22 protein-coding genes are annotated in these 19,639 nt (G+C 61.0%); 6 read left to right on the top strand and 16 right to left on the bottom strand.

The annotated features are described in order from the left end of the window. The 5 genes from BS629_RS27645 to BS629_RS27625 form a co-directional block, all read right to left on the bottom strand. Positions 1-1,233 (bottom strand): Atu1372/SO_1960 family protein, encoded by a 1,233-nt coding sequence (locus BS629_RS27645; RefSeq protein WP_018242467.1) that lies wholly within the window; start codon positions 1,231-1,233, stop codon positions 1-3. Between the two features lie 23 nt (positions 1,234-1,256). Continuing rightward, a complete protein-coding gene (locus BS629_RS27640; protein ID WP_018242468.1) occupies positions 1,257-1,919 on the bottom strand; it encodes an amino acid ABC transporter permease in 663 nt (220 codons plus the stop codon). Next, a complete protein-coding gene (locus BS629_RS27635; RefSeq protein ID WP_018242469.1) occupies positions 1,916-2,575 on the bottom strand; it encodes an amino acid ABC transporter permease in 660 nt (219 codons plus the stop codon). Before BS629_RS27635 ends, BS629_RS27640 begins: the two co-directional genes overlap by 4 nt. A 7-nt stretch (positions 2,576-2,582) precedes the next feature. Next, positions 2,583-3,335, bottom strand: a complete 753-nt coding sequence (locus BS629_RS27630; protein WP_018242470.1) for an amino acid ABC transporter ATP-binding protein — start codon at positions 3,333-3,335, stop codon at positions 2,583-2,585. Between the two features lie 181 nt (positions 3,336-3,516). Next, the gene (locus BS629_RS27625) at positions 3,517-4,395 is read right to left on the bottom strand and encodes an ABC transporter substrate-binding protein (RefSeq protein ID WP_018242471.1); all 879 of its coding nucleotides are present in this window, start codon (positions 4,393-4,395) and stop codon (positions 3,517-3,519) included. 149 nt (positions 4,396-4,544) lie between these two features. Here BS629_RS27625 and BS629_RS27620 point away from each other — a divergent pair, with 149 nt between their 5' ends. Both BS629_RS27620 and BS629_RS27615 read left to right on the top strand, forming a co-directional pair. Continuing rightward, complete coding sequence (locus BS629_RS27620) at positions 4,545-5,600, top strand: GlxA family transcriptional regulator (protein ID WP_018242472.1); 1,056 nt, start codon at positions 4,545-4,547, stop codon at positions 5,598-5,600. A gap of 145 nt (positions 5,601-5,745) precedes the next feature. Next, positions 5,746-6,219: a MarR family winged helix-turn-helix transcriptional regulator gene (locus BS629_RS27615; protein ID WP_018242473.1), complete on the top strand. Its 474-nt coding sequence runs from the start codon at positions 5,746-5,748 to the stop codon at positions 6,217-6,219. Between the two features lie 32 nt (positions 6,220-6,251). On the opposite strand, the gene BS629_RS27610 is transcribed toward BS629_RS27615, so the two are convergent. Then, positions 6,252-7,553 (bottom strand): epoxide hydrolase, encoded by a 1,302-nt coding sequence (locus BS629_RS27610; protein ID WP_018242474.1) that lies wholly within the window; start codon positions 7,551-7,553, stop codon positions 6,252-6,254. Positions 7,554-7,784: 231 nt separating this feature from the next. Between BS629_RS27610 and BS629_RS27605 the strand changes: the two genes are divergently transcribed. After that, the gene (locus BS629_RS27605; RefSeq protein WP_018242475.1) at positions 7,785-8,201 is read left to right on the top strand and encodes an NUDIX hydrolase; all 417 of its coding nucleotides are present in this window, start codon (positions 7,785-7,787) and stop codon (positions 8,199-8,201) included. A gap of 41 nt (positions 8,202-8,242) precedes the next feature. Here the strand turns inward: BS629_RS27605 and BS629_RS27600 are convergent, their stop codons facing one another. Next, on the bottom strand, positions 8,243-9,286 hold the full coding sequence (locus tag BS629_RS27600) for a DUF3095 family protein (protein ID WP_018242476.1): 1,044 nt from the start codon (positions 9,284-9,286) through the stop codon (positions 8,243-8,245). Between the two features lie 117 nt (positions 9,287-9,403). After that, positions 9,404-9,799, bottom strand: a complete 396-nt coding sequence (locus BS629_RS27595; RefSeq protein WP_018242477.1) for an Ohr family peroxiredoxin — start codon at positions 9,797-9,799, stop codon at positions 9,404-9,406. Positions 9,800-10,071: 272 nt separating this feature from the next. Between BS629_RS27595 and BS629_RS27590 the strand changes: the two genes are divergently transcribed. After that, complete coding sequence (locus BS629_RS27590) at positions 10,072-10,869, top strand: class I SAM-dependent methyltransferase (protein WP_018242478.1); 798 nt, start codon at positions 10,072-10,074, stop codon at positions 10,867-10,869. A gap of 25 nt (positions 10,870-10,894) precedes the next feature. Here BS629_RS27590 and BS629_RS27585 read toward each other — a convergent pair whose 3' ends face one another. From BS629_RS27585 to BS629_RS27570, 4 genes are all read right to left on the bottom strand, one after another. Continuing rightward, entirely contained in the window at positions 10,895-11,515 is a 621-nt protein-coding gene (locus BS629_RS27585) for a hypothetical protein (protein WP_018242479.1), read from the bottom strand. Between the two features lie 123 nt (positions 11,516-11,638). After that, complete coding sequence (locus BS629_RS27580; RefSeq protein WP_003560309.1) at positions 11,639-11,986, bottom strand: CAP-Gly domain-containing protein; 348 nt, start codon at positions 11,984-11,986, stop codon at positions 11,639-11,641. 136 nt (positions 11,987-12,122) lie between these two features. Further along, positions 12,123-13,439 carry an extensin-like domain-containing protein gene (locus BS629_RS27575; RefSeq protein WP_018242480.1) on the bottom strand — a complete coding sequence of 439 codons (1,317 nt, stop codon included), beginning with the start codon at positions 13,437-13,439 and terminating at the stop codon, positions 12,123-12,125. Between the two features lie 151 nt (positions 13,440-13,590). Next, positions 13,591-15,408: a methyl-accepting chemotaxis protein gene (locus BS629_RS27570; RefSeq protein WP_026188429.1), complete on the bottom strand. Its 1,818-nt coding sequence runs from the start codon at positions 15,406-15,408 to the stop codon at positions 13,591-13,593. Between the two features lie 290 nt (positions 15,409-15,698). Between BS629_RS27570 and BS629_RS27565 the strand changes: the two genes are divergently transcribed. Both BS629_RS27565 and BS629_RS27560 read left to right on the top strand, forming a co-directional pair. Continuing rightward, a complete protein-coding gene (locus BS629_RS27565) occupies positions 15,699-16,085 on the top strand; it encodes an acyl-CoA thioesterase (RefSeq protein WP_003560314.1) in 387 nt (128 codons plus the stop codon). Between the two features lie 19 nt (positions 16,086-16,104). After that, positions 16,105-16,692 (top strand): hypothetical protein, encoded by a 588-nt coding sequence (locus tag BS629_RS27560; protein ID WP_018242482.1) that lies wholly within the window; start codon positions 16,105-16,107, stop codon positions 16,690-16,692. A 117-nt stretch (positions 16,693-16,809) separates the two neighbouring features. Here BS629_RS27560 and BS629_RS27555 read toward each other — a convergent pair whose 3' ends face one another. The 4 genes from BS629_RS27555 to BS629_RS27540 all read right to left on the bottom strand — a co-directional run bounded on the left by BS629_RS27555 (position 16,810) and on the right by BS629_RS27540 (position 19,626). Continuing rightward, on the bottom strand, positions 16,810-17,508 hold the full coding sequence (locus BS629_RS27555) for a DUF4405 domain-containing protein (RefSeq protein WP_018242483.1): 699 nt from the start codon (positions 17,506-17,508) through the stop codon (positions 16,810-16,812). Between the two features lie 33 nt (positions 17,509-17,541). After that, positions 17,542-18,024 carry a cytochrome P460 family protein gene (locus tag BS629_RS27550; RefSeq protein WP_018242484.1) on the bottom strand — a complete coding sequence of 161 codons (483 nt, stop codon included), beginning with the start codon at positions 18,022-18,024 and terminating at the stop codon, positions 17,542-17,544. A 71-nt stretch (positions 18,025-18,095) separates the two neighbouring features. Then, positions 18,096-18,512: a carboxymuconolactone decarboxylase family protein gene (locus BS629_RS27545; RefSeq protein WP_026188430.1), complete on the bottom strand. Its 417-nt coding sequence runs from the start codon at positions 18,510-18,512 to the stop codon at positions 18,096-18,098. Between the two features lie 25 nt (positions 18,513-18,537). Then, positions 18,538-19,626 carry an alpha/beta hydrolase gene (locus tag BS629_RS27540; protein ID WP_018242486.1) on the bottom strand — a complete coding sequence of 363 codons (1,089 nt, stop codon included), beginning with the start codon at positions 19,624-19,626 and terminating at the stop codon, positions 18,538-18,540. Positions 19,627-19,639 lie beyond the last annotated feature (13 nt).

Below are 19,639 nucleotides of genomic sequence, written 5' to 3'. Positions count from 1 at the left end.
TCAGGCCTCGTCGCCGACGATGGCCGTCAGCTCGACTTCAACAGGAACCCCACGTGGCAGGGATGCAACGCCGACCGCGATGCGGGCATGCGTCCATCGATCCGGGAAAAGCTCTCGGAGCAGTTCCGAAGCGCCATCGACGACCGCGCCGTGGCGCTCGAAAGCAGCATCTGCCGCGACATAGCCCGCCAGCCGTACGAAGCCCAGGATCTTGCGGAAGCCGCCCGCAGCTCCCTCCAACTGGGCAAGCGCATTGAGAAGCGCCCAACGCGCACATTCTCGCCCCTCTTCGATGGAGACTGATGCTCCGAGGTGTCCCGTCTGCAGCACCACGCCATCCTTCAACGGCACTTGACCGGAAATGGTGATGATATTGCCGGTCCGCACAGCTCCGGAAAATGCACCCGGCGGCGAGGATGCTTCCGGTAGGGCAAGCTCGAGCTGTACCAGCCGTTCGCGCACGCGATTGCTTCCAGCCGACGAAGCATTGCGTGCCTTGCGGGCCGCCGCTTCTGCGCTGCGGTCGACGAAGGCCCTCATGATATTCCTGTCGAGTTCAGTCAGCCGGTATTCCGGGTGCCATTGGATACCCAGGCAAAAGCCGTCTGTTTCTCCTTCGAATGCCTCGATGATGCCGTCCGGCGCCCTTGCAGCGACACGGAATCGTCCGTGGCCGGCCAAAGCATGCCGATGCAGGCTGTTGACGCGCGCCGACCTCTTCCCGACCCAGTTGGCGAGCACGCTGCCCTGCTCGACGATGATCTCGTGCGCCAGCACGTCGGGGACATCTTGCGGGATGTGGGATACGGCGGCGGCGGCCGGCAGCTCGGTTTGAAATTTGCCTCCAAGGCATTCACCGATCAGTTGCATGCCATGGCAGATGCCGAGAAGCGGCTTGCCGGTTTTCAAGGCTTGCTCGACCAGCTGAATTTCGAACTGCCTGCGCGCCCCTGTCACCTCCGTCCCCGGCCGCGCACCGGTAAGGAGGATTCCATCGGCGAGTGCCAAGGCCGGTGCCAGGTTCCGGGTATTGTAAGGCAGGATCAACGGAATTCCCCCTGCCTCGGCTATGGCGTCCGCATAGTTGGCGCGTACCACATACTCCTTCTCGGTCGGAGCATCAGGCGCTTCGCTGAGGTCGGGCGTCATGAGGATCACCGGCCAACGAGGTTCATCCGATTGCGTTGCATGCCGACGTGCGTCGCCGGTGGCAACGGTCGTTTCAATGGTCATGGTCTTGGCCTTGTGATGACGAGTTAGCGGGTGGCCGGAAGGGCTAGCCGGCGCGAGAGGACCGAGAAAGGCCAGGCTATCGCGAAATAGCAGAGGCCGACGGCAATGTAGATTTGCAAGGGCAGGAAATACTCGGTCGCCATTGACCGCCCGGTGAGAACCAGTTCGTTGACGGTAATCAGCGAAGCGAGCGAAGAATCCTTGAGCAGCGAGACGAAGGTGATGATCATGGGCGCCAGAATGACACGCGCGACCTGCGGCAGGATGATCAGGACGAAGCTCTGGACCGGGGTGAAGCCCGCGGCCAACGCTGCCTCGCTCTGCCCGGCAGGTATAGCCTTCAGGCCGGCGCGGAAAAGCTCTGCGACCTGGGCCGCGAAACACAACGCCAGGCCCGCAATCGCCGCGCCGAAAGCATCAAAGACGATCCCGATACCCGGCAAGCCGAAATAAAGCAGAAACAAAACCGCCAGCAGCGGCACGCCACGCACGATCGTCACATAGAGGGCCGCAAAATACCTTAGCGCCGCGAAACTGGATTTCTGGCAGAGCGAAAGCAGCAAGCCAAAAACGAATGCCAGGGCAAAGGCACAAACGGAAAGCAGGGCCGTATTCACCATCGCCCGCAGCAGGAGAGGCAGCCATTCGGCACCATAATCGCCATAGGGCGCTAGGAAAGCGCTCATCCTTTCAATCTCCCATAACGTCTTTCGAGGAACCGCGTGACCTGCATCAATGGCAAGCTCAGCAACAGGTAGAGTGCCGCCGCCGTCGCGTAGATCATTGTTGTCTGGAAGGACGACGTCACCATTGAGCGGGCAAAGAACATGATTTCCGGCGCCGCGATGGCCGAGACGACGGATGTATCCTTGAGAAGCTGCACCGCGTAGTTCCCGAGCCCTGGAAGCGCTATCCGCATGGCCTGCGGCGTCAGGATCTCAAAGATGGTCTGGAGCGGGGTCAGCCCTGCGGCAAGCGCCGCCTCCGCCTGCCCGCCAGGCAGCGCGGCGAAACCGGCGCGAAAGATTGCACAGGTGATCGCCGCTCCGATGAGCCCGAGGCCCAGGACGGCCGCCGTGATCGACGTCAATTTCACGCCGATGCTGGCAAGCCCGAAGTAGAGGATGAACAGATGCGTCAAGGCCGGCACATTGCAGAGAATCTCGCAGCAGACATCGATCGCCAGATCGATGAATTTGATCCCGGCAAATTGCCTGAGCAGGGCGAGAAGGAACCCGAAGGCGGCTGCGAGCGCCAGCGAGGCGATCGTGACGAAAACGGTTACGCCAAGCCCGGCGACGAGCCCCTGGACGACCGAGAAGAATATCGAAAATCCGGTCATGACGCGCCTAGTGCCGGATCTTGTTGAGAAACGCTTGCGTTCGCGCTTCGCGGGGAGCGGTTATGACCTGGCGCGCCGGCCCGGCTTCGACGATGGTGCCGCCGTCAAGAAACAGGACGCGATCGGCAATGTCGCGCGCAAACGCAATCTCGTGCGTGACGATCAGCATCGTGCGCCCTTCGGCTGCCAGCTCCTCCATCACTTTCAGAACCTCCTGGACCAGTTCGGGATCGAGTGCGGATGTCGGCTCGTCGAACAGCATGAGCTTTGGCTTCTGGGCAAGCGCCCGCGCGATAGCGACACGTTGCTGCTGGCCACCGGACAGTTCGAGCGGTGAGGCGTCGGCGCGGTGCGTCATATGGACTTTGGCCAACATCTCCAACGCCAGTTCGCGGGCCTCGGCAGCAGGCAGGCCGCGCACCTTGCGCGCCGCGATCGCCACGTTTTCCGTCACCGACAGATGCGGCCAGAGATTGAAGAGCTGGAAGACCATGCCCATCTCGGCGCGTTGCGGTGCAAGTTGCCGGTCGCTCATGACATGGCCGTTGCGCGCACCGATGCGCTCGCCATCGAGGCGGATCTCGCCGGCACTGGGCTTTTCCAGAAAATTCATGCAGCGCAGACAGGTGGATTTCCCAGAGCCGGATGGACCGATCAGGGCAATCTTCTCACCTGGCGCGACATCGAAATCAATGCCTTTGAGAACTTCGATAGGACCATAGCTCTTGCGCAGGCCTGCAACGCTGAGAAGCGCATTCATCGCCGTTTCCTTATGCGATTATATCTACAGCGCCGCGCGTCTTTTCAGACGCGCCAAGGACGCTGTAGCACTTTGAATTGCTGGATAATTTTCTCCTGAAATCGATTCCGATTTAAGGAATTATGCAGTAGGCGAAGAGGGTGGACGAAAGCTGCCGTGTAGATTCCGTCCGCACGGCCGTTCAGCCGCCAGCTGCGCAAGACGGCAGCTTGTAATCTGCCGGGCGATCGACGCCGGCTCGGAAGTTTTGGCCCACCGGCTTGAACCAGACATCCGACGACAATCCGTAGCGGGCGCCGATTTCCTTCATCTCGCAAGTCTTCCACATATCAGCGATGATGGCGTCCATCTTCTGGCGCAGATCGTCGTTCTTCTGATTGAGGCCATAGACCACCTGGCCGAGACCGGTCAGCAGCGGGAAGTCCGGGCTGTTATCGGTGAAGGCAAGGAAGTGCATATTCCAATCAGGGTTCTGCTTGATGGCATAGGAGACCACCGGCGGATCGCCGATGACCGCGTCGATGCGCCCGGCAATAAGATCGCGCACGGCCGCGTCGGACGTGTCGTAGAGCGAGAGCTGAAGATCTTTGATGCTCTTCAATTCCGGAATGAACGAAAAGCCGGTGATCGTGCCGATCTTCTTGCCTTCCAAATCGGAAAGCTTGTCCCAACTCGTCTTCGTCGATTGCATGATGCCATTTTTGAAGTAGTGGATCGGCTCAGACAAACTCATGATCTTCGTACGCTTTTCGGTCCAGCCCATGGTGCCGAGCATGACGTCGACGCGGCCTGACTGAACGGAGGCGATCGTACCCGACCATTCCATGAGCGCCGGCTCAATCTTGAGGCCGAGCTTGTCGGCAATGCGCTGCATGATTTCACCGTCGTAGCCTATCAGCTTCCCGTCCTGCCAGCCGGAGCCGGGCATGTCGCCGGTGAAGGCAACCGTCAGCTTGCCCTGCTCGGCAAGTTCGAAAGCATTGGCGATAGATGAAAGGGACATGAAGCTGCCTGCCAGCAGAGCGCACGTCACCATCCTTCTCGAAAGAGAAAGTGCCATTGTTCTGTGATCCTTGATTTGTTGGTTCCCCGGTCCGGTGGTTTCTGCTCCCCGGATGTCGCGTTCGACGAGAAGAAACTTGACACTGAAGACCGCGCCTGAATTTTATAAATCAGACATTTTCTTTGAAAAAAGGACATGGCTGCGCCATGATCACATCCGAGCAACCTCCTGAAGCATCCGCCGGCGAGCCAGACTATGTGCGCTGGCTCGACGATCTTTGGGCCGAGCGGCTTCTGGTCGCACGCGACCGAAAGGCCGATCTCTCCGTCGGCATTCTCCTCTGGCCGACCTTCCCGATGATGTCGCTGACGGGTATCGTCGAGCCTCTCAGGCATGCGGCGGACTTCGCCGACAATTCCCGTCCATTACATTGTCGCTGGTCGATCATGGGGGCTCCGGGCCATGCAGCGGTCGCCAGCTGCGGCATCCGGGTTCATGCCGATGCGCCCTACACCAACCCGACCGACTTCGACTACGTCGTGGTTATCGGTGGCCTGCTGCCACATCTGCGCGCTGCACCCAGCAAGCATCGCGACTATCTCAGGGTGGCGGCATCGGCAGGTGTCCCGGTAATTGGTGTTTGCACGGGCGCCTTCGTCTTGGCGCAGGAAGGACTGCTTGCCGGACGCAAGGCGTGCGTTCATCCGTTTCATGCGGAGGATTTCCGGATTGCCTTTCCGCGTCTAGCCTTCTCCACGCGCGATGATTTCCTGATCGAAAACGGTCGCATTACCGTGCCTGGCGGCGTATCGATCCTGTCGCTGATGACTGAACTCATCCGCACGCATTGCGGACCGGATCGGGCGGCTAAGGCGGTGCACCAGCTTTCGCTCACGGAGCAGAAGCACATGAGCGTCTTCGATCACGGCCGCGCCACAACATTTCGCCGCACAGAAGATTCGCGCATACAGCGAGCCGTCGTTCTCATCGAGAGTCGGAAAGGCCGCGACGTCTCACCGGAACAGGTGGCCTTTATGGTCGGCCTGTCGCCACGCCAGTTCGCGCGTCTCTTCCAGGACAATATCGGCATGACCCCGAAGCGCTTTATCGTCGAGACGAGATTGCGCTATGGCCGTTTTCTGGTCGAAAATAGCCCACTGCCCATGACGGCGATCGCCTTTGAAATCGGATTCTCCGACTCCGCCCATTTCGCGACCGCTTTTCGCAAGAAGTATGGGAAGCCTCCCAGGAGTTTCCGCTGATCTTTGTCGGGTCACCACGGCAGGATCGAAAACCGACTTCGACACCATTGCGATTTAATCGGATACGACTTATATAGGTCTCATCGTTAGAAAGCCCGGACAGGATGGACCGATGCCGACATCTAAAGCAGCTAAGGGGCCGGATATGCCCGCGCCCGCCTCCCCGCCGGCGGGCAAGGACGGCCGGAAACTTTCGAATTTCCTGTGCTTCGCGGTCTATTCGGCAAATCTCGCCTTCGGCCGCGCCTATAAGCCAATCCTGGACGAGCTTGGCCTGACCTACACCCAATATATCGCTATGGTGGCCCTCTCCGAAGAGGACGACCAGACCGTCGGCGTGTTGGGGGAAAAGATGTTCCTCGAATCCAACACCCTGACTCCCATCCTCAAGAAGCTGGAGTCGAATGGTTTTATCACCCGTCACCGCGATCCCGCCGATGAACGGCAGGTGCGGGTCAGCCTGACGCCGGCAGGACGCCAACTGGTTGAAACCGATCCCGGCAACGCGCTGCTTGGCGCCATCGGCCTCGGCGACGACTTTCCCGTCGTGCAGAAATCGGTGACGACGCTACGCGACAACCTGCTGCGGTCAACGCAGGGCGAACCGGGGAAATCGTGATCGCGGCATCAGTCGCCTGATCCGGGCCGGGTCTACTGCCGCAGCGGCCGGAACGCCGTCCTAAGCTCGGCAGTGAAAGCCATCGGCTGTTCCCAGGCGGCGAAGTGACCGCCCTTCGGCAGCCGGTTGTAGTGGATGAGCTTCGGATAGGCCTTCTCCGCCCAGCTCTGCGGCGCCTGGTAGATCTCATCGGGAAAAGCACTGACCGCCACCGGGATCTTGATGCCCCTGGGGTCGAAGAACCCGCCCGACGGATGGTGCGCGTTGTCCCAATAGAGGCGTGCCGAGGAGATTGCGGTGTTCGTCAGCCAGTAGAGCGTGACGTTGTCGAGGATATCGTCCTTGGTCAGCCCCTCGGGCTCTCCGTCGAAAACGCGGGCGATTAGCCGGTAACTGCGGATGTCGTGATCGAGCATCCACGACGCAAGCCCGATCGGCGAGTCGACGATGCCGTAGAGCGTCTGCGGCCGGTTGTTCATCTCGATGGCATAGCCCAGCCCATTCTTGTAGAAATCGTCGAGCTGATCGAAGGCGCGCCTTTCGTCCGGCGACAGGTCGGCTGGCGGCATGCCGCCGGCGGCAAGAGCCTTGGCGATGTCAGCCGGAACCGTGGCCGCCATGTTCGTGTGGATGCCGAGCAATCCCGGCGGCTCCTGCACCGCCATCAATTCGGTGACCGCGTTGCCCCAGTCGCCACCCTGCGCCACGAACTTCGTGTAGCCGAGACGTTGCATCAGCGTCACCCAGGCGTGCGCGATGCGCGGCGGGTTCCAGTTCCCCGACCCCGTCGGTTTCCCGGAAAAGCCGTAGCCCGGCAAAGACGGGATCACCACGTCAAATGCGTCCTCTTCGCTCCCGCCATGCGCCGTGGGATCCGTGAGCGGTTCGATGATCTTCAGCTGCTCGATGATCGAGCCAGGCCATCCATGTGTGACGATCAACGGCAGCGCATTTTTATGCTGGGAGCGCACGTGAATGAAGTGGATATCCAGCCCGTCGATCTCGGTGATGAATTGCGGCAAAGCATTGAGCCGCGCCTCCATCTTACGCCAGTCGTAATCCGTCGCCCAATGTTTCGCGAGTTTCTGGATCGTTGCGAGCTGCACGCCCTGGGATTCGTCCGCAACAGTCTCCTTGTCAGGCCAACGGGTGGCCGCGACGCGCCGGCGCAGATCGTCAAGCTGATCCTCGGGGAAATTGACGCTGAAGGGGCTAAGCCCGTCGCCGTTTGCCTCAGCGCTGCGCGTCCCGCCAAGCATGCCGATGGCCCCGGCGGCGGCCGTGGCCGCAAGCAGCTCGCGCCGCGTGGGCGTTGATAGGGATGTGGGTGGCATGACGCTCTCCTCTCCGTTTGATCTGTTCGGAAACGGACGAAGATCGACTGACCGACCTCGTTCGCAGCAGCAGGTCATTCGCGTCTGTCCGGGGACTATGCGCCCGGGCAATACAGGGGTCAACTTACCCTGTCAGGCTGTACCTCGACTGTCTCGATGGACGACTGGTCATTGCAAAGAGCCGTGGCTGTGGGCAGCATCGGCGCGAGATTGATGAGGAGAGGAGAATGCATGCCCGACATCGCGATGGGCGTCTTGAGCCAGAACGGAACCGTTCTTCTGGCCAGGCGCAGTTCGGAGCGCAAGGTGCACCCGGATCGCTGGAGCCTCCCGGGCGGCCATATCGAAGAGGGTGAAGACGCCGAGACGGCAATGTGCCGGGAATTGATGGAAGAAATAGGCGTGACGCCGGAGCTCTGGCAGTTTGCAGGACGGTTCGGATCGGAAGGCCCGCCCGAAGCATCCGTCACGTTCCATGTCTATCACGTCGATAAATGGCACGGCCGGCCGCGACTTATCGGTGATGAACACACCGAGCTCAGATGGTTCACCGCCGCCGCGATAGAAAAAGAAGCCGAATTGGCGTTGCCTCAGCTCACTGAGATGCTGGCAAACCTGGCCATGCGGGAACCAGGCACGCCCGCTTAGGTCGCTTGGCGGTCACGACGTCCCGCCGGCTGAACGGGCCTTCAGCGCGCATGATGCTGGACGTCGTCAAGCGCACCAGCCTCCATCATCTCGGCCGCCCTCGCATAACCGCCGCCCATTCCGTCGAGAAAATGCAGGTGCGAATCCGGCCTGTCCGATGGCACGAGACAAGTCATCAGCGCATGCGACTGGCGGTGCAGTCCGAAGTTGATCTCGCCGCGCGCCCTTGCCGGAACGAGGATCGCTTCGACCCTGTCGATCTGTTGCGGCGTGCAGTCCAGCGTCAGGCGCAAACCGTCGTCGAACTTGCGGAAATCCGAATTGGCGGCGACCTCCGACCAGCCTTTCGCATCGACCTGCTTCCCACTTTCTCCTGACAAAGGAACACCGCCGGGAAGCGGATGAGACTGGCGCGGCGCGGCATCGAAAACCGCAAGCACACGTTTCGCCAGCGCCGCAAAGACCTCGGGACCGATATGGTCACTTGGCTCGACCAGCAGCGACAGGATCTCGCCACGTTGGCTTGGGAACGGGGTCCAGTCACAGCTGAGGCCAGCCAGATCAGGCTTCGTCGCGTAGCGGCCCGGCTTGACCAGATACCGGCCGCTCTTGATCTGCTGCTCCGCCCATTTGAGCCCTCCCCCTGCAAACATCGCATAGGTCGCGTTTTCCGAAGCCGCATAGCGGGCAATTCTGACGTCGCGCCCACTATTGCGGATTTCACGCACGGTCAGCAGCCCGATCCGAAGGGTAAGATCGAGATCGCTTCTTGCAAAGCTCGCGACCTGCCGCAACGCCGAGGTCGCGGCCATGATGCCGTGCGGCGGCAAGGCGAATGCCGCCCCATCCCCACGAAACACGAAGGGGAAATCGAACGAACCCCAGGCATTGCCGAGCGCCGCGATAACAGATGCGCCGGCATAGTTGACGTCTTCATAGCGCCCCGACCGGATCGCCGCGGTCGAGCTGACGACGTCGGTGATGCCGATCAGCCAGTCATCGGGCAACGGCTCATAGACATCAGGATCGAGCACGAGCGAAAACTCGTCATAGGCCTGGTGCGGTTGGGCGTGGCTATTGATCATGGCGTATTCTCCAGATCGGCAAGATTTCCGGTGCCTGCTACCTCAGGAAGGGGTCTGCCGGCGATCGGCAGGCCCTCCGCATCAAATCCTCTGGCGGTGAGGTCTACCCTTCCGCGCTCAGACAAGCTTGGTCTCGACGTCGATATTGCCGTGTGTCGCCTTGGAATAAGGGCAGATGCCATGGGCTGCCTCGATCAGCTCCTGCGCGACGTCGCGATCGATGCCGAGCAGGCTGACATTGAGGCGCGCCCTGAGGAAGAAGGAACCGTTATCGACGTTAAGATCGATCTCCGCATCGACCTCGGGACCGGCCGGCAGCGTGATCTTCCGCTGCGAGGCGGCGAACTCGATGGCGCCGATATAGCAGGCCGACCAGGCGATGCCGAACAGGTTTTCGGCAGCTGGATGAGGTTGCGGCAGCTTGATGTCGATCGTGCCGTCGCTGCTGCGTGCAGAGCCGTTGCGGCCGCCGGAGATGTGGGTTTTGCCGGTAAAGAGAAGCTTCTCGGTCATGGTGATATCCTTTCGGTTTGGATTTATTACGCATCCGATTAAATCGGATGCGCTCTAATACGCCGCACCAAAACCGATGTCAACAACATTCCGATTTAATCGGATACGATTTGTTTCTCCGACAAACTCATCACATCAAGGCAATCCTCGACGGCAGCTGCGCGAGCAGACCTATCCGCTGAGCAAAGTCACGTCTTGCCCGGGAACAGAGCCCTCTATAGGTTCTGCCGGCAAGCGCGAGGTGGCGTCCATGAAAAGCCCGGAGAGATGACATGTCCTCCATAACAGCAGACAATGCGGGACAGTATGGGGACAGCCGGAAGCTCGCCGCGCGGGCTCGGCTGCACAGCCAATACACCATCGCCGAGACGGCCTGGTTTCCATGGGTTGCGGCGCGGTTGTCCCTGAAGCCAGGCGCTCGTGTCCTCGACGTCGGCTGCGGGCCGGCCTGGTTCTGGGCAACAACGGCAGGTCTGCTGCCGGAGAATCTTGACCTGACGCTCGCCGACCTTTCACAAGGCATGGTCGACGAGGCGGTGGCGCGTTGCAGCGCCCTGCCATTCGGCTCCGTCCGGGGTTGCCAAGCCGACGCAGCCGCACTCCCCTTCGAAGATGGCGTGTTCGATGCCGTGGTCGCGATGCATATGGTCTATCACCTGCCCAACCCGGCCGCCGGCATCGCGGACATGTCAAGAGTGCTGAAACCAGGCGGCTTACTCGCGGTCACAACCAACGGCGCCGGCAATATGCGCGAGATCTACGAGCTAACGACCATATTCGGCAGTGCCCCATCCGATCCGGCTGCCGAAGCCTTCGGATATGACGCTGCCGAACGATTGATGCGGTCGCAATTTGGAAACGTGAGCATGTCGCAGCATCCGGCAAGCCTGCGGATCACTGAGCCCGAGGATGTATTCCTGGCGCTCACCTCCTATCCACCCGGCGATGGCGCCGGCGAACTGCAGCTCACCAAGTTCCGTCAAGCCATTGCCGATGCGTTCAGGCAGTGCAACGGCGTGCTTGAGGTCCGCAAGGAAACTGCGCTGTTCTTGAGCAGGAAGACGGCCTGATCCGATCACTGCATCTGCTGCGACGTTACGAGCGCGGCCGGCCGTCGTCGAACAGCGTGGCGAGCCACTGGTAGTATCGCGGCTGCTGCTCTCGCAGCTGGCTGCGCGAATAAGGCGGCCGATCGATGTCACCGAACAGGTAGACGCTGGCCGTGACCGCGAAGAACTCGTGACCATTGCTCATCATGTAGGAATCGCCCGGCCAGACCCGCCGGCCGATATCGAAGAATTGCTTGACATCGGGATTGTCGAATCCGCCCGGAAGCATCCGGTCGTGATAGGCATGCAGAAGTTCATGCAGGATGATCGGCTTGTCGGGCGCAAGACTTTTGACGCGCAGGTCGATGCCGGTCTTGCTGCTGTAATGGCCGGGCCCGGCTTTTGCGGCGGCTGGGTTGGCCCAGATCCTGATCGTGCGCATGAAGGTGAGAACATCGGGTTTAAGATCGACATGCTCGACAATGTCGAGCTGCCGCTTGACGGCCGCGACCATCTCCCGGTCGGGCTCCGCGCCCTTGGCGTTGGTGAGATCGACCTGCCATCCATGATAGTTGAAAACCAGCGGATCGGCTGACGCCGCCCCCGCTGCCGAGATCATGATGGCGATGGCGGCGCAAAGCGCCAGAATTCTCGAAATCGGTCTCACGGCCCCTCCTCAACATGTCCGACGCGGACTGTTGCACAGGCACCCTGAAGGTACAATCGCGTCATCACGGCGTTGATGTCGCGCGCATAAAGTCGGGAAAATGCCGATGTCGCCGAGCGGCGCTCAGACCTTCTCTTTCTTCCTGATTTTTTCCTTCGGTTCCACCGGCGCATCGGGCGTCGGGGCCAGAAGTTTGCGCAGCGATCCGATCTTGTCCTTCACCAACGGCCGGAAGCGCGTCGCGCGATAGGGCATGTCGGCAGCACCATAACCCTCCGGCCCGTCGTCATTGCCGCGATTGATTTCCGCAAGCTTCACCCCGATGAAGGTGCCGTCGATATAATGGGTATATTCGCCCACCCAGCGGATCGTATAGATCTCGCCTTTGCGGATGAGCTGGTCGATGCTGACATGCTTGAAGGTATCGTTGATGCAGACGACCTTCTGGCCGACGTGGAAATCATAGCTCATGGATCAAACTCTCGAAACGGCAATCCGCCTGGCCGATCTATAGCGTGCCCTGCGGCGGGGATGAACCGTTTTCTGCCAGCCGGCCCAATTGCGGCCGCAACATCAGCATCCGCCGCATGGTTCAGGAGGACATGCATCAGTCGCAATAGGCCTTGCCGCTTTTGCGGGAGCGAAGATCGAAGTGGAAGTGGTTCCAGTGCTCCGGGTTGCTGCCAGGCCCCAGCACGGTGTTGAAATAGCGGCAGCTGTCGCTGCGCACCGCCTTCAGCAGCCGCCCCTCGCGCAGCGAGAACAGGCCCTTCTTGCGCACGTCGATCTCGTGGCCGTTCTTCAGCACGAACTTGCCGACGTCGATGGCGTTGCCGCGGGCGTGTTCCGACATCGGATTGTATTTCTGCCGGCTGTTGTTCATGCGCCGGCAGGAATAGCCGCCGAGCGGCTGGATCGTCTTGATGCCGGACCAGTAACGGTAGCGGGCGGACGGCGCCAGTTCGTTCTTGACCCATTTGGCGAAGGCGAGCGTCACCTGGCAGTTCAGCGTTACAGCCGGGCGGACGCCGATATTGCCGGAAAGCCCCTTCAGCGACACCGGATAAGGCACCTGGCAGGCCGGACCGTTCGAAATCGGCGGCTTGTCGTCGAAGAGCACGCCCATGCGCTTCAACTCGCGCCGGCAGGCAAGCTCGGAGGATGGCATGACGCTGGGATCGACGGGTGCCGCCGGCTCGCTCATCATCGGATTGTTCGGCCGCAGCATCGCGACCTCTTCGCTCTCGTCCTCTTCGGGAACACGGGTCGGCGCCACCACCGGGCTGCCATCGTTCCAGGCGGGCGCCCGGCTCATCTGCGTCTGCGCAGCCGGCTGCGGCATTGGTTGCTGCGCGGGCTGGCGCATAGGCTGGTTGAGCTGCGTCGGATTGTCGGTGCCGATGCCGTCGACAACAGGCTCGGTGGCATTGCCCTCGGCGATCTGCTGCTGTTGTTCCTGCGCCAGCCCGACGACCGGCTCGGCCCCGAGCTCATCATCCATGTTGACGCCGCCGGATGGGATCGCAAGATCCTGCGTGCCGCCCCAGTTCTGGTTCTGCTGCGCCAGCGCCTCGTCACTGTCGATCATCGGCAGCTTGCGCCCCGGTGCGGTTTGCGGCGGAGCGGCTCGTGCAGCGTGGCCGGTACCGGCAAGGTTCGGCGTGTCAAGGTAATCGACGGAGCCCTGGCTATTGCCAACGGGCGCGCTGGAAATCGGATAGGAGGCCTGACTTTCCACAGGTGCCATTCGGACCGAGGGCGCCATGCGCGCCGCTGGCGCCCGCGCGGGCGAGATCGAGCTGACCCTGGTGCCGTTGTCGACATTGGCCGGCGGCACCAGTCCGTCGCTGATCGAACAGGTGGTCAGCGCCGCCGAAAGGATAACGGGCAAAAGGGTTCGCCGAGGAAAGGAAACAAACGCCATACTCTTATCGCTTCCGCAGGCTGGCTGGGCAGTGACCGAAAAAACTCACTCTAATTTTAATTAAAAACGGTGAATGAAAACTTACCGGCACAATCTGAACGCGACGGAATTGAAAAAGGCCGGTTTCCCGACCTTTGATCTCTCCGCTTCCTCACGCTGCCCGTGTGTATCGGGTCCCTGCTGACTGCTCCCCGCGCAGGCGGAAATTCGCAAGCAGCGTCTTCAGCTGGGTGCTCTCGTCGGCGAGTGTACGGCTTGCCGCCGTCGTCTCTTCGACCATTGCAGCATTCTGCTGGGTCATCTGGTCCATGTGGTTGACGGAACCGTTGATCTCGTTCAGCCCGGTCGACTGCTCGCGTGCCGCCGTGGCGATCGAGGCGACGTGGTCGTTGACCTGATTGACCAGCGCCTCGATTTCCAGCAGCGCTTCGCCCGTCGAGCGCACCAGCGCCACCCCGCCCTCGACTTCCGTCGCCGATCGGCTGATCAGTTCCTTAATCTCCTTGGCCGCATTGGCGGAACGCTGGGCGAGTTCGCGCACCTCTTGCGCAACGACCGCAAAGCCGCGGCCCGCTTCGCCGGCACGTGCGGCCTCGACGCCCGCATTCAGCGCCAGAAGATTCGTCTGGAAGGCGATCTCGTCGATGACCGAGATGATCTGACCAATGCGGTTGGAGGAATCCTCGATCCGGCCCATCGCGGTCACCGCATTGCGGACGATCTCGCCGGATTTTCCGGCACTTGCCTTGGTCTCGGCCACCATCTCGCGCGCCTCGTTCGCCCGTTCGGATGCCGTCTTGACCGTCGCGGTGATCTCGTCGAGCGCTGCCGCCGTCTCTTCGAGTGCGGCCGCCTGCTGCTCCGTGCGCTTCGACAGGTTGCCGGTCGCCTCGCTGATGTCGGAAGCGCTTTCGTTGACGACATGGCTCGATTCGGCGATCGCATGGATCACGCCGTTCAGTGCATCGACAGCGGCGTTGAAATCGCCCCTCAGCTTGGCGTAATCCTCGCCGATATCGCCGATCGCAACCGTCAGGTCACCGCCCGCAAGCTTCTCCAGGCCGACGCCGAGCGCCTGCATCGCTAGAGTTTGCCGCTCGGACGCCGAACGCAGACTTGCCTCGTTGCCGCGACGCTCTTCCTCGATCTGCCGCTGCCTATCGTCTTCCCGCCCGCGCAGCGCGCTACGCTCATCGACGGAGTCGCGCAGCACCAGCAGCACCTTGGCCATCTGGCCGATCTCATCGCGACGGTCACTGCCGGCGATCTCCACCGATGCTTCTTCGGCGGCAATCGCGTTCATCGCTGCCTTCAGCCGGGCGATCGGCGCCGTGACGCTGCGCACGATGGCATAGGCGATCGCGATCGTGGCGGCGGCGCCAAGCAGGCAGAGCACTGCGGCCCACATCGCGTTCTGGCGATAGAGCGCGGCAAGATCATCCGCATAGACACCGGTGCCGACGATCCAGCCCCAGGGCTCGAAACCGGCGACATAGGAATACTTCAGCACTGGCTGGTCGGCGCCCGGCTTCGGCCAAAGATAATCGACGAAGCCCTTGCCGTCCTTCTTCACCTTGTTGACGAACTCAACGAACAGGAACTTGCCCGTCGGATCCTTCATCTGGGAGATATCGGTGCCGTTCAGCTGCGGCTTGATCGGGTGCATCACCATGGTGGGACGCATGTCGTTGATCCAGAAATAACCGTCGGCGCCGTAGCGCATCGCGCCGATCACGTCCTTGGCGGCCGCCTGCGCCTGTTCGCGGGTCATCGTGCCCGCCTGTTCCATCTTGTAATATTTGTCGAAGATGCCGAGCGCCGTCGCATCCATTTGCGCCAGCCCCGCCTTCCGCTCCGCTTCCAGCTCGGAATAGGAATAGTTCAGAAAGAAGACCATCGTCGCCGCAAGCACGGCAAGCGTGAATCCGACGAGGCAGTAGAGACGGGTGGAAATCTTGACGTTGCGCATGAGGTTCCCGGCGATTCTTGTATTTGAGATCGATCGCATTCTGAATTGCCGGAATTACTGGAGCGTAAAGCTTAATTAGAAGGCCATTAAATAACGTAACGTCAGGTGACAGCCGTAAAATTCAACCATTTGAAATCGAATGAAATTTCGATCGGCAAAGGCGGCAACATTTTTCCCGCCGGCTGCCTCTAGCACCCGGCATTGCTGTCTTTTACAGCCCACGGCCTTTGCACTAGGGTACTCTCCAGTGAATCGCCGGCCCGACGCCGCACCCAGATGGAGAAAACTTGATGACCGATGCCGCCAAGCCGAGAGGCGAACTGACGCTGCGCACACTTGCGATGCCCGGTGATGCCAATCCGGCTGGCGATATCTTCGGCGGCTGGGTCATGGCGCAGATGGACCTTGCCTCCGGCATCCGCGCCACTGAGCGCGCCAGGGGCCGTGTCGTCACTGCCGCCGTCAAGGAGATGGCTTTCGAGCTGCCGGTCAAGATCGGCGATACGCTGTCGGTCTATACCGATATCGAGCGCGTCGGCCGCACCTCGATCACGCTCTGCGTCGAAGCCTGGGCGAACCGCGCCCGTTATGCCAAAATGGAAAAAGTGACGGCCGGCACCTTCATCATGGTGGCGCTCGACGAAGAGGGCAAGCCCAAGCAAGTCCCCGAGGAGTGACAGGCCGGGGATCGACAACATGGAAACGGTCAGTTCGCCGGAGGTCTTCCTTCACATCAAGGTGGTGATGGGCATGGTCATCAGCCTTTCGCTCGCCAGGGTGCTGACCGGCGTTGCCGGCATCGTCCAGCATCCAGCCAAGGCCAAGGTCTACCCCATCCATCTCGGCTGGGCGCTGTCGATGTTCCTGTTCATCATCCATATCTGGTGGTGGGAATATCGCTTGCAGGCCGTGCCGGCCATCGGCTTCGGCATCTATCTCTTCCTGATCTGCTTCTGCAGCCTGTTCTTCCTGCTCTGCGCCCTGCTCTTTCCTGCCTCGCTCGACGAATATGGCGGCTACGAAGAATATTTCATTTCCCGGCGCAAATGGTTCTTCGGCATCCTCGGCCTGACCTACGCCGTCGATATTCTCGATACGGCGATCAAAGGTCATGAACGCATCCTCTCTCTCGGCTGGGAATATCCCGCGCGCAACATTGTCTACATCATCCTCTGCACCATCGCCGCCTGGACTCCCAACCGCCGCTTCCACGCCACCTTCGTCATCGCCAACCTGATCTACCAGATAAGCTTCATCTTCCGTCTCTATGATGGTCTAGGGTGAGACGTGGTCCCGCGAAGCGCGGGGCAATCGATCCAGTGAATCGATTGCCAGGTCGAACGCCCTGAGCCCATGCGAAGGGTAGCCGCAAACTCCATCCCCACAAAGCCGTCGCACACATCACTCGCCGGCGTCCGTGACCCTGCGCACCCCACCCGCCCATCGAAGCCAGACGGCCGCATAATGCGCAGCGCACGCACACGCTGCCAGGATCGCGATGTGATGCAGGAAGAACCCGATCGTGGACTCCTGGAAGTCCCAGAAATCGATCGATGGCCGGGCAATGAGCCGGTTTCCGATTCCCATGACGAACAGGCTGTGGATGCCTAACGCCGCTATTCCGCCTGCAACTGCACGAAGGGATGCAGTCCTGATCGCGTCCGGCGGCCCGACCCGCAACAGCCGGCCCGCTACGGCCATGATCATCGACCAGTGAAGGCCAAGATGGACGGCAGCGAGGATGAATGCCCAATAGGCCGCGAGGATGTGAATTTCGCGTGCCGTCGGCCCGCCGCTCAAGGGAAGGAAAGCAAATACCGTGCGGGAAATCAGCACGCTGGTCACCAGCAATGCTGATATCGCCAAGGCGATCGAAATATTCGAAGCGATTGTCAGAAAACTCGGCCTGCCGCGCGCCGCCTTCGGAAGCCTCGCCCACCATCGTCTGTTGAAGACGTTGTGCGATAGGAGAAGAATGAACATACCCGTGCCGATCAATTCATGCGTGGTGTTGTCGAGCCACCAGTAGGCGAGCGCGACAAAAAGTAGTCCGGCCGCGGTGAAGTCGAGCACGAGGCGGATCACGAAAAAAGGACTCACGATGCGACGCCCTCGCCAGGGGTTCGATCCGGCCTAGTCAATGACGGCTCCGTCAAATTCCTTGAGAGCGTCGAGAGTGTAGAGGAAGTCTTCGTCGGCCCTGGACGAATGACAGGACTGACACCGCGCCGTGTTCTCGGCCATGTTGACGCTGCCGTCCGGCTTGAACCATTGGAACTGCCAGTCGCCAGTGCGACGGTCTGCGTCATAATCGCCGCCCCAGCCGGAACCCTTTTCCATGACGAAGGTGCGATAGACTTCCCCATCGCGGTAATCGACCAGCACGAAGTGCGTACCGTCTGGAGCAGGCTGCCCGTTCTTCACCGCCTGGATCGCTTCGTTCGTCGTCATGATGTGCTCAGTCACGTTGCCGCGCCTGACGGTCGTGTAATGAACGAGGCCAGCCAATTCCGGCAGCGTCGTCCGGTTCGGCTCGGCGTCGACCTTCCACCCGACCAGAACCGCAACGCCGGCCATGGCAAAGAGGATGGAAATGCGCTTGATGAGATGACGCATGGATGTCTTTTCCTGGTTTTGTGCGGAAGATTCGGGCGACCGGCTTCGGCAAAAGCGGAAGGCCCCTCGTCTCATTCACGTCCGAACACGTCTTTCGCGACGGCAATGGCCGAGACCGCATTCGGCCAGCCGGCGTAGAAGGCAAGGTGGGTGATCGTCTCGATCAGCTCGTCCTCGGTCACACCGTTCTGGCGGGCCATGGCAAGATGGGATCTGAGCTGATCGGGCCGGTTCATAGCGATCAGCGCGGCAACAGTGACCAGGCTGCGATCCCGCTTCGCCAGTTGCGGGCGCTCCCATATGTCGCCATAGAGGACGTCGTCGGTCAGTTCAGCCAGCTTCGGCGCGGTCGCGCCCATCAGCTGCTGGGCGCGTGAGCGCCGGGACTTGTCGTCCCCTTCTGCCGGTGTCTGAGCACTGACGACGCCCGGCAGAACGGCCAGCATCATGCCTGCCGACAGCATCAGGTTTCCCAACAGTTGTTTCATGGTCTTCACCTCATGATTTCCGGGATCAGTCGAGCTTCTTCTCGCGGAGGAACGTCGTGACCAGATCGGCGATCTCTACGTTGTTCAAGTCCGAGAACGCGAAGTGGGTGTTGCCGCGGATGCCAATTTCGGGAAGGTGCACGACGGTGACATCGCCGCCATGCCTGTTCACCGTGTCGCGCCACAGACGCGCCATTGCCAGGCGCACGCGCCAGCTGTCCTGTGCCGGCATCGTCGTCGGCTGGTCGGGAATGTTGTCGCCGTAGTAGATGATAATCGGGATCTTCGTCAGCTTGATGAAGTCGTCCATCGGCACCGGCACGCCCTTCAGCGTGTCGAAGGCGCTCGGCATATCGGCTGGGACCTCGCCTGCCGGGAATACAAAGCTGCTGCCGGGTTCGAAGGCAACGATGGCTTTAACCCTGTCGTTCTTGATGGCCGTTAGCCAGCCCGGTCCGCCGCCCTGCGAGTGAGTGAAAAGAATGCCGGGACCGATTTTCTCGAACAGCTTTGCCACCGCATTCGACACGACGTCCATGTCGAACGGCCCGGTGTTCGGCGTCATCGCGCGAAAATACTGGTTCAGCGCTTCCGGATCACGGGAGAATTGCACGCCGTCGAAATAGTTCGGCCAGATGCCGACACGGAACTGGTTGAACCAGAGCTGCTCGTCTGGCGTCGGCTTCACTGTTGTCTCGGCCATGCTCCGTCCCGCTCCGCCCCGGCGCGGCTGGTCGACGAGATAGGTGGAGAATCCTCGACGCAGGAAGATGTTCTGGAAGCCTTCGCGGCCGTCGGGCGTCGTCTCCCAGGTCTTGGAGAATTGTCCGGCACCGTGCCACATCACGATCGGGTACTGACGCGGGTTTGCCGGCACCTGATAGAAGGTAAAGGCATGATCGCCGTGATAGGTCTGCCCTGCGGGATCGAGAGGTTTCAGCGGATCGAAGGTTCCGGGCGCCGTCGTGCTGGTTCCTCCGACGGCAAAGCTGCCCTGCTCCTGGATAACCAATGGCTCGGGCTTTACCGCATCGGCAGCTGTCGCCAATGGCGCGGCAAGCTGCGCTGAGGCAAGCAGCAATGCGGCCAGGGTGTTGGACAATCCATATCGCATGTAGGCTTCTCGC

The organism is Rhizobium leguminosarum bv. viciae USDA 2370 (genome assembly GCF_002008365.1).
Taxonomy (GTDB): domain Bacteria; phylum Pseudomonadota; class Alphaproteobacteria; order Rhizobiales; family Rhizobiaceae; genus Rhizobium; species Rhizobium leguminosarum.
This window is presented reverse-complemented; position numbering and strand designations above follow the sequence as displayed.

What these genes read in the sequence shown, in the direction of transcription:
- BS629_RS27645 (WP_018242467.1), bottom strand. Translation starts at nt 1,233, where the DNA reads ATGACCATTGAAACGACCGTTGCCACCGGCGACGCACGTCGGCATGCA.
- BS629_RS27640 (WP_018242468.1), bottom strand. Translation starts at nt 1,919, where the DNA reads ATGAGCGCTTTCCTAGCGCCCTATGGCGATTATGGTGCCGAATGGCTG.
- BS629_RS27635 (WP_018242469.1), bottom strand. Translation starts at nt 2,575, where the DNA reads ATGACCGGATTTTCGATATTCTTCTCGGTCGTCCAGGGGCTCGTCGCC.
- BS629_RS27630 (WP_018242470.1), bottom strand. Translation starts at nt 3,335, where the DNA reads ATGAATGCGCTTCTCAGCGTTGCAGGCCTGCGCAAGAGCTATGGTCCT.
- BS629_RS27625 (WP_018242471.1), bottom strand. Translation starts at nt 4,395, where the DNA reads ATGGCACTTTCTCTTTCGAGAAGGATGGTGACGTGCGCTCTGCTGGCA.
- BS629_RS27620 (WP_018242472.1), top strand. Translation starts at nt 4,545, where the DNA reads ATGATCACATCCGAGCAACCTCCTGAAGCATCCGCCGGCGAGCCAGAC.
- BS629_RS27615 (WP_018242473.1), top strand. Translation starts at nt 5,746, where the DNA reads ATGCCCGCGCCCGCCTCCCCGCCGGCGGGCAAGGACGGCCGGAAACTT.
- BS629_RS27610 (WP_018242474.1), bottom strand. Translation starts at nt 7,553, where the DNA reads ATGCCACCCACATCCCTATCAACGCCCACGCGGCGCGAGCTGCTTGCG.
- BS629_RS27605 (WP_018242475.1), top strand. Translation starts at nt 7,785, where the DNA reads ATGCCCGACATCGCGATGGGCGTCTTGAGCCAGAACGGAACCGTTCTT.
- BS629_RS27600 (WP_018242476.1), bottom strand. Translation starts at nt 9,286, where the DNA reads ATGATCAATAGCCACGCCCAACCGCACCAGGCCTATGACGAGTTTTCG.
- BS629_RS27595 (WP_018242477.1), bottom strand. Translation starts at nt 9,799, where the DNA reads ATGACCGAGAAGCTTCTCTTTACCGGCAAAACCCACATCTCCGGCGGC.
- BS629_RS27590 (WP_018242478.1), top strand. Translation starts at nt 10,072, where the DNA reads ATGTCCTCCATAACAGCAGACAATGCGGGACAGTATGGGGACAGCCGG.
- BS629_RS27580 (WP_003560309.1), bottom strand. Translation starts at nt 11,986, where the DNA reads ATGAGCTATGATTTCCACGTCGGCCAGAAGGTCGTCTGCATCAACGAT.
- BS629_RS27575 (WP_018242480.1), bottom strand. Translation starts at nt 13,439, where the DNA reads ATGGCGTTTGTTTCCTTTCCTCGGCGAACCCTTTTGCCCGTTATCCTT.
- BS629_RS27570 (WP_026188429.1), bottom strand. Translation starts at nt 15,408, where the DNA reads ATGCGCAACGTCAAGATTTCCACCCGTCTCTACTGCCTCGTCGGATTC.
- BS629_RS27565 (WP_003560314.1), top strand. Translation starts at nt 15,699, where the DNA reads ATGACCGATGCCGCCAAGCCGAGAGGCGAACTGACGCTGCGCACACTT.
- BS629_RS27560 (WP_018242482.1), top strand. Translation starts at nt 16,105, where the DNA reads ATGGAAACGGTCAGTTCGCCGGAGGTCTTCCTTCACATCAAGGTGGTG.
- BS629_RS27550 (WP_018242484.1), bottom strand. Translation starts at nt 18,024, where the DNA reads ATGCGTCATCTCATCAAGCGCATTTCCATCCTCTTTGCCATGGCCGGC.
- BS629_RS27545 (WP_026188430.1), bottom strand. Translation starts at nt 18,512, where the DNA reads ATGAAACAACTGTTGGGAAACCTGATGCTGTCGGCAGGCATGATGCTG.
- BS629_RS27540 (WP_018242486.1), bottom strand. Translation starts at nt 19,626, where the DNA reads ATGCGATATGGATTGTCCAACACCCTGGCCGCATTGCTGCTTGCCTCA.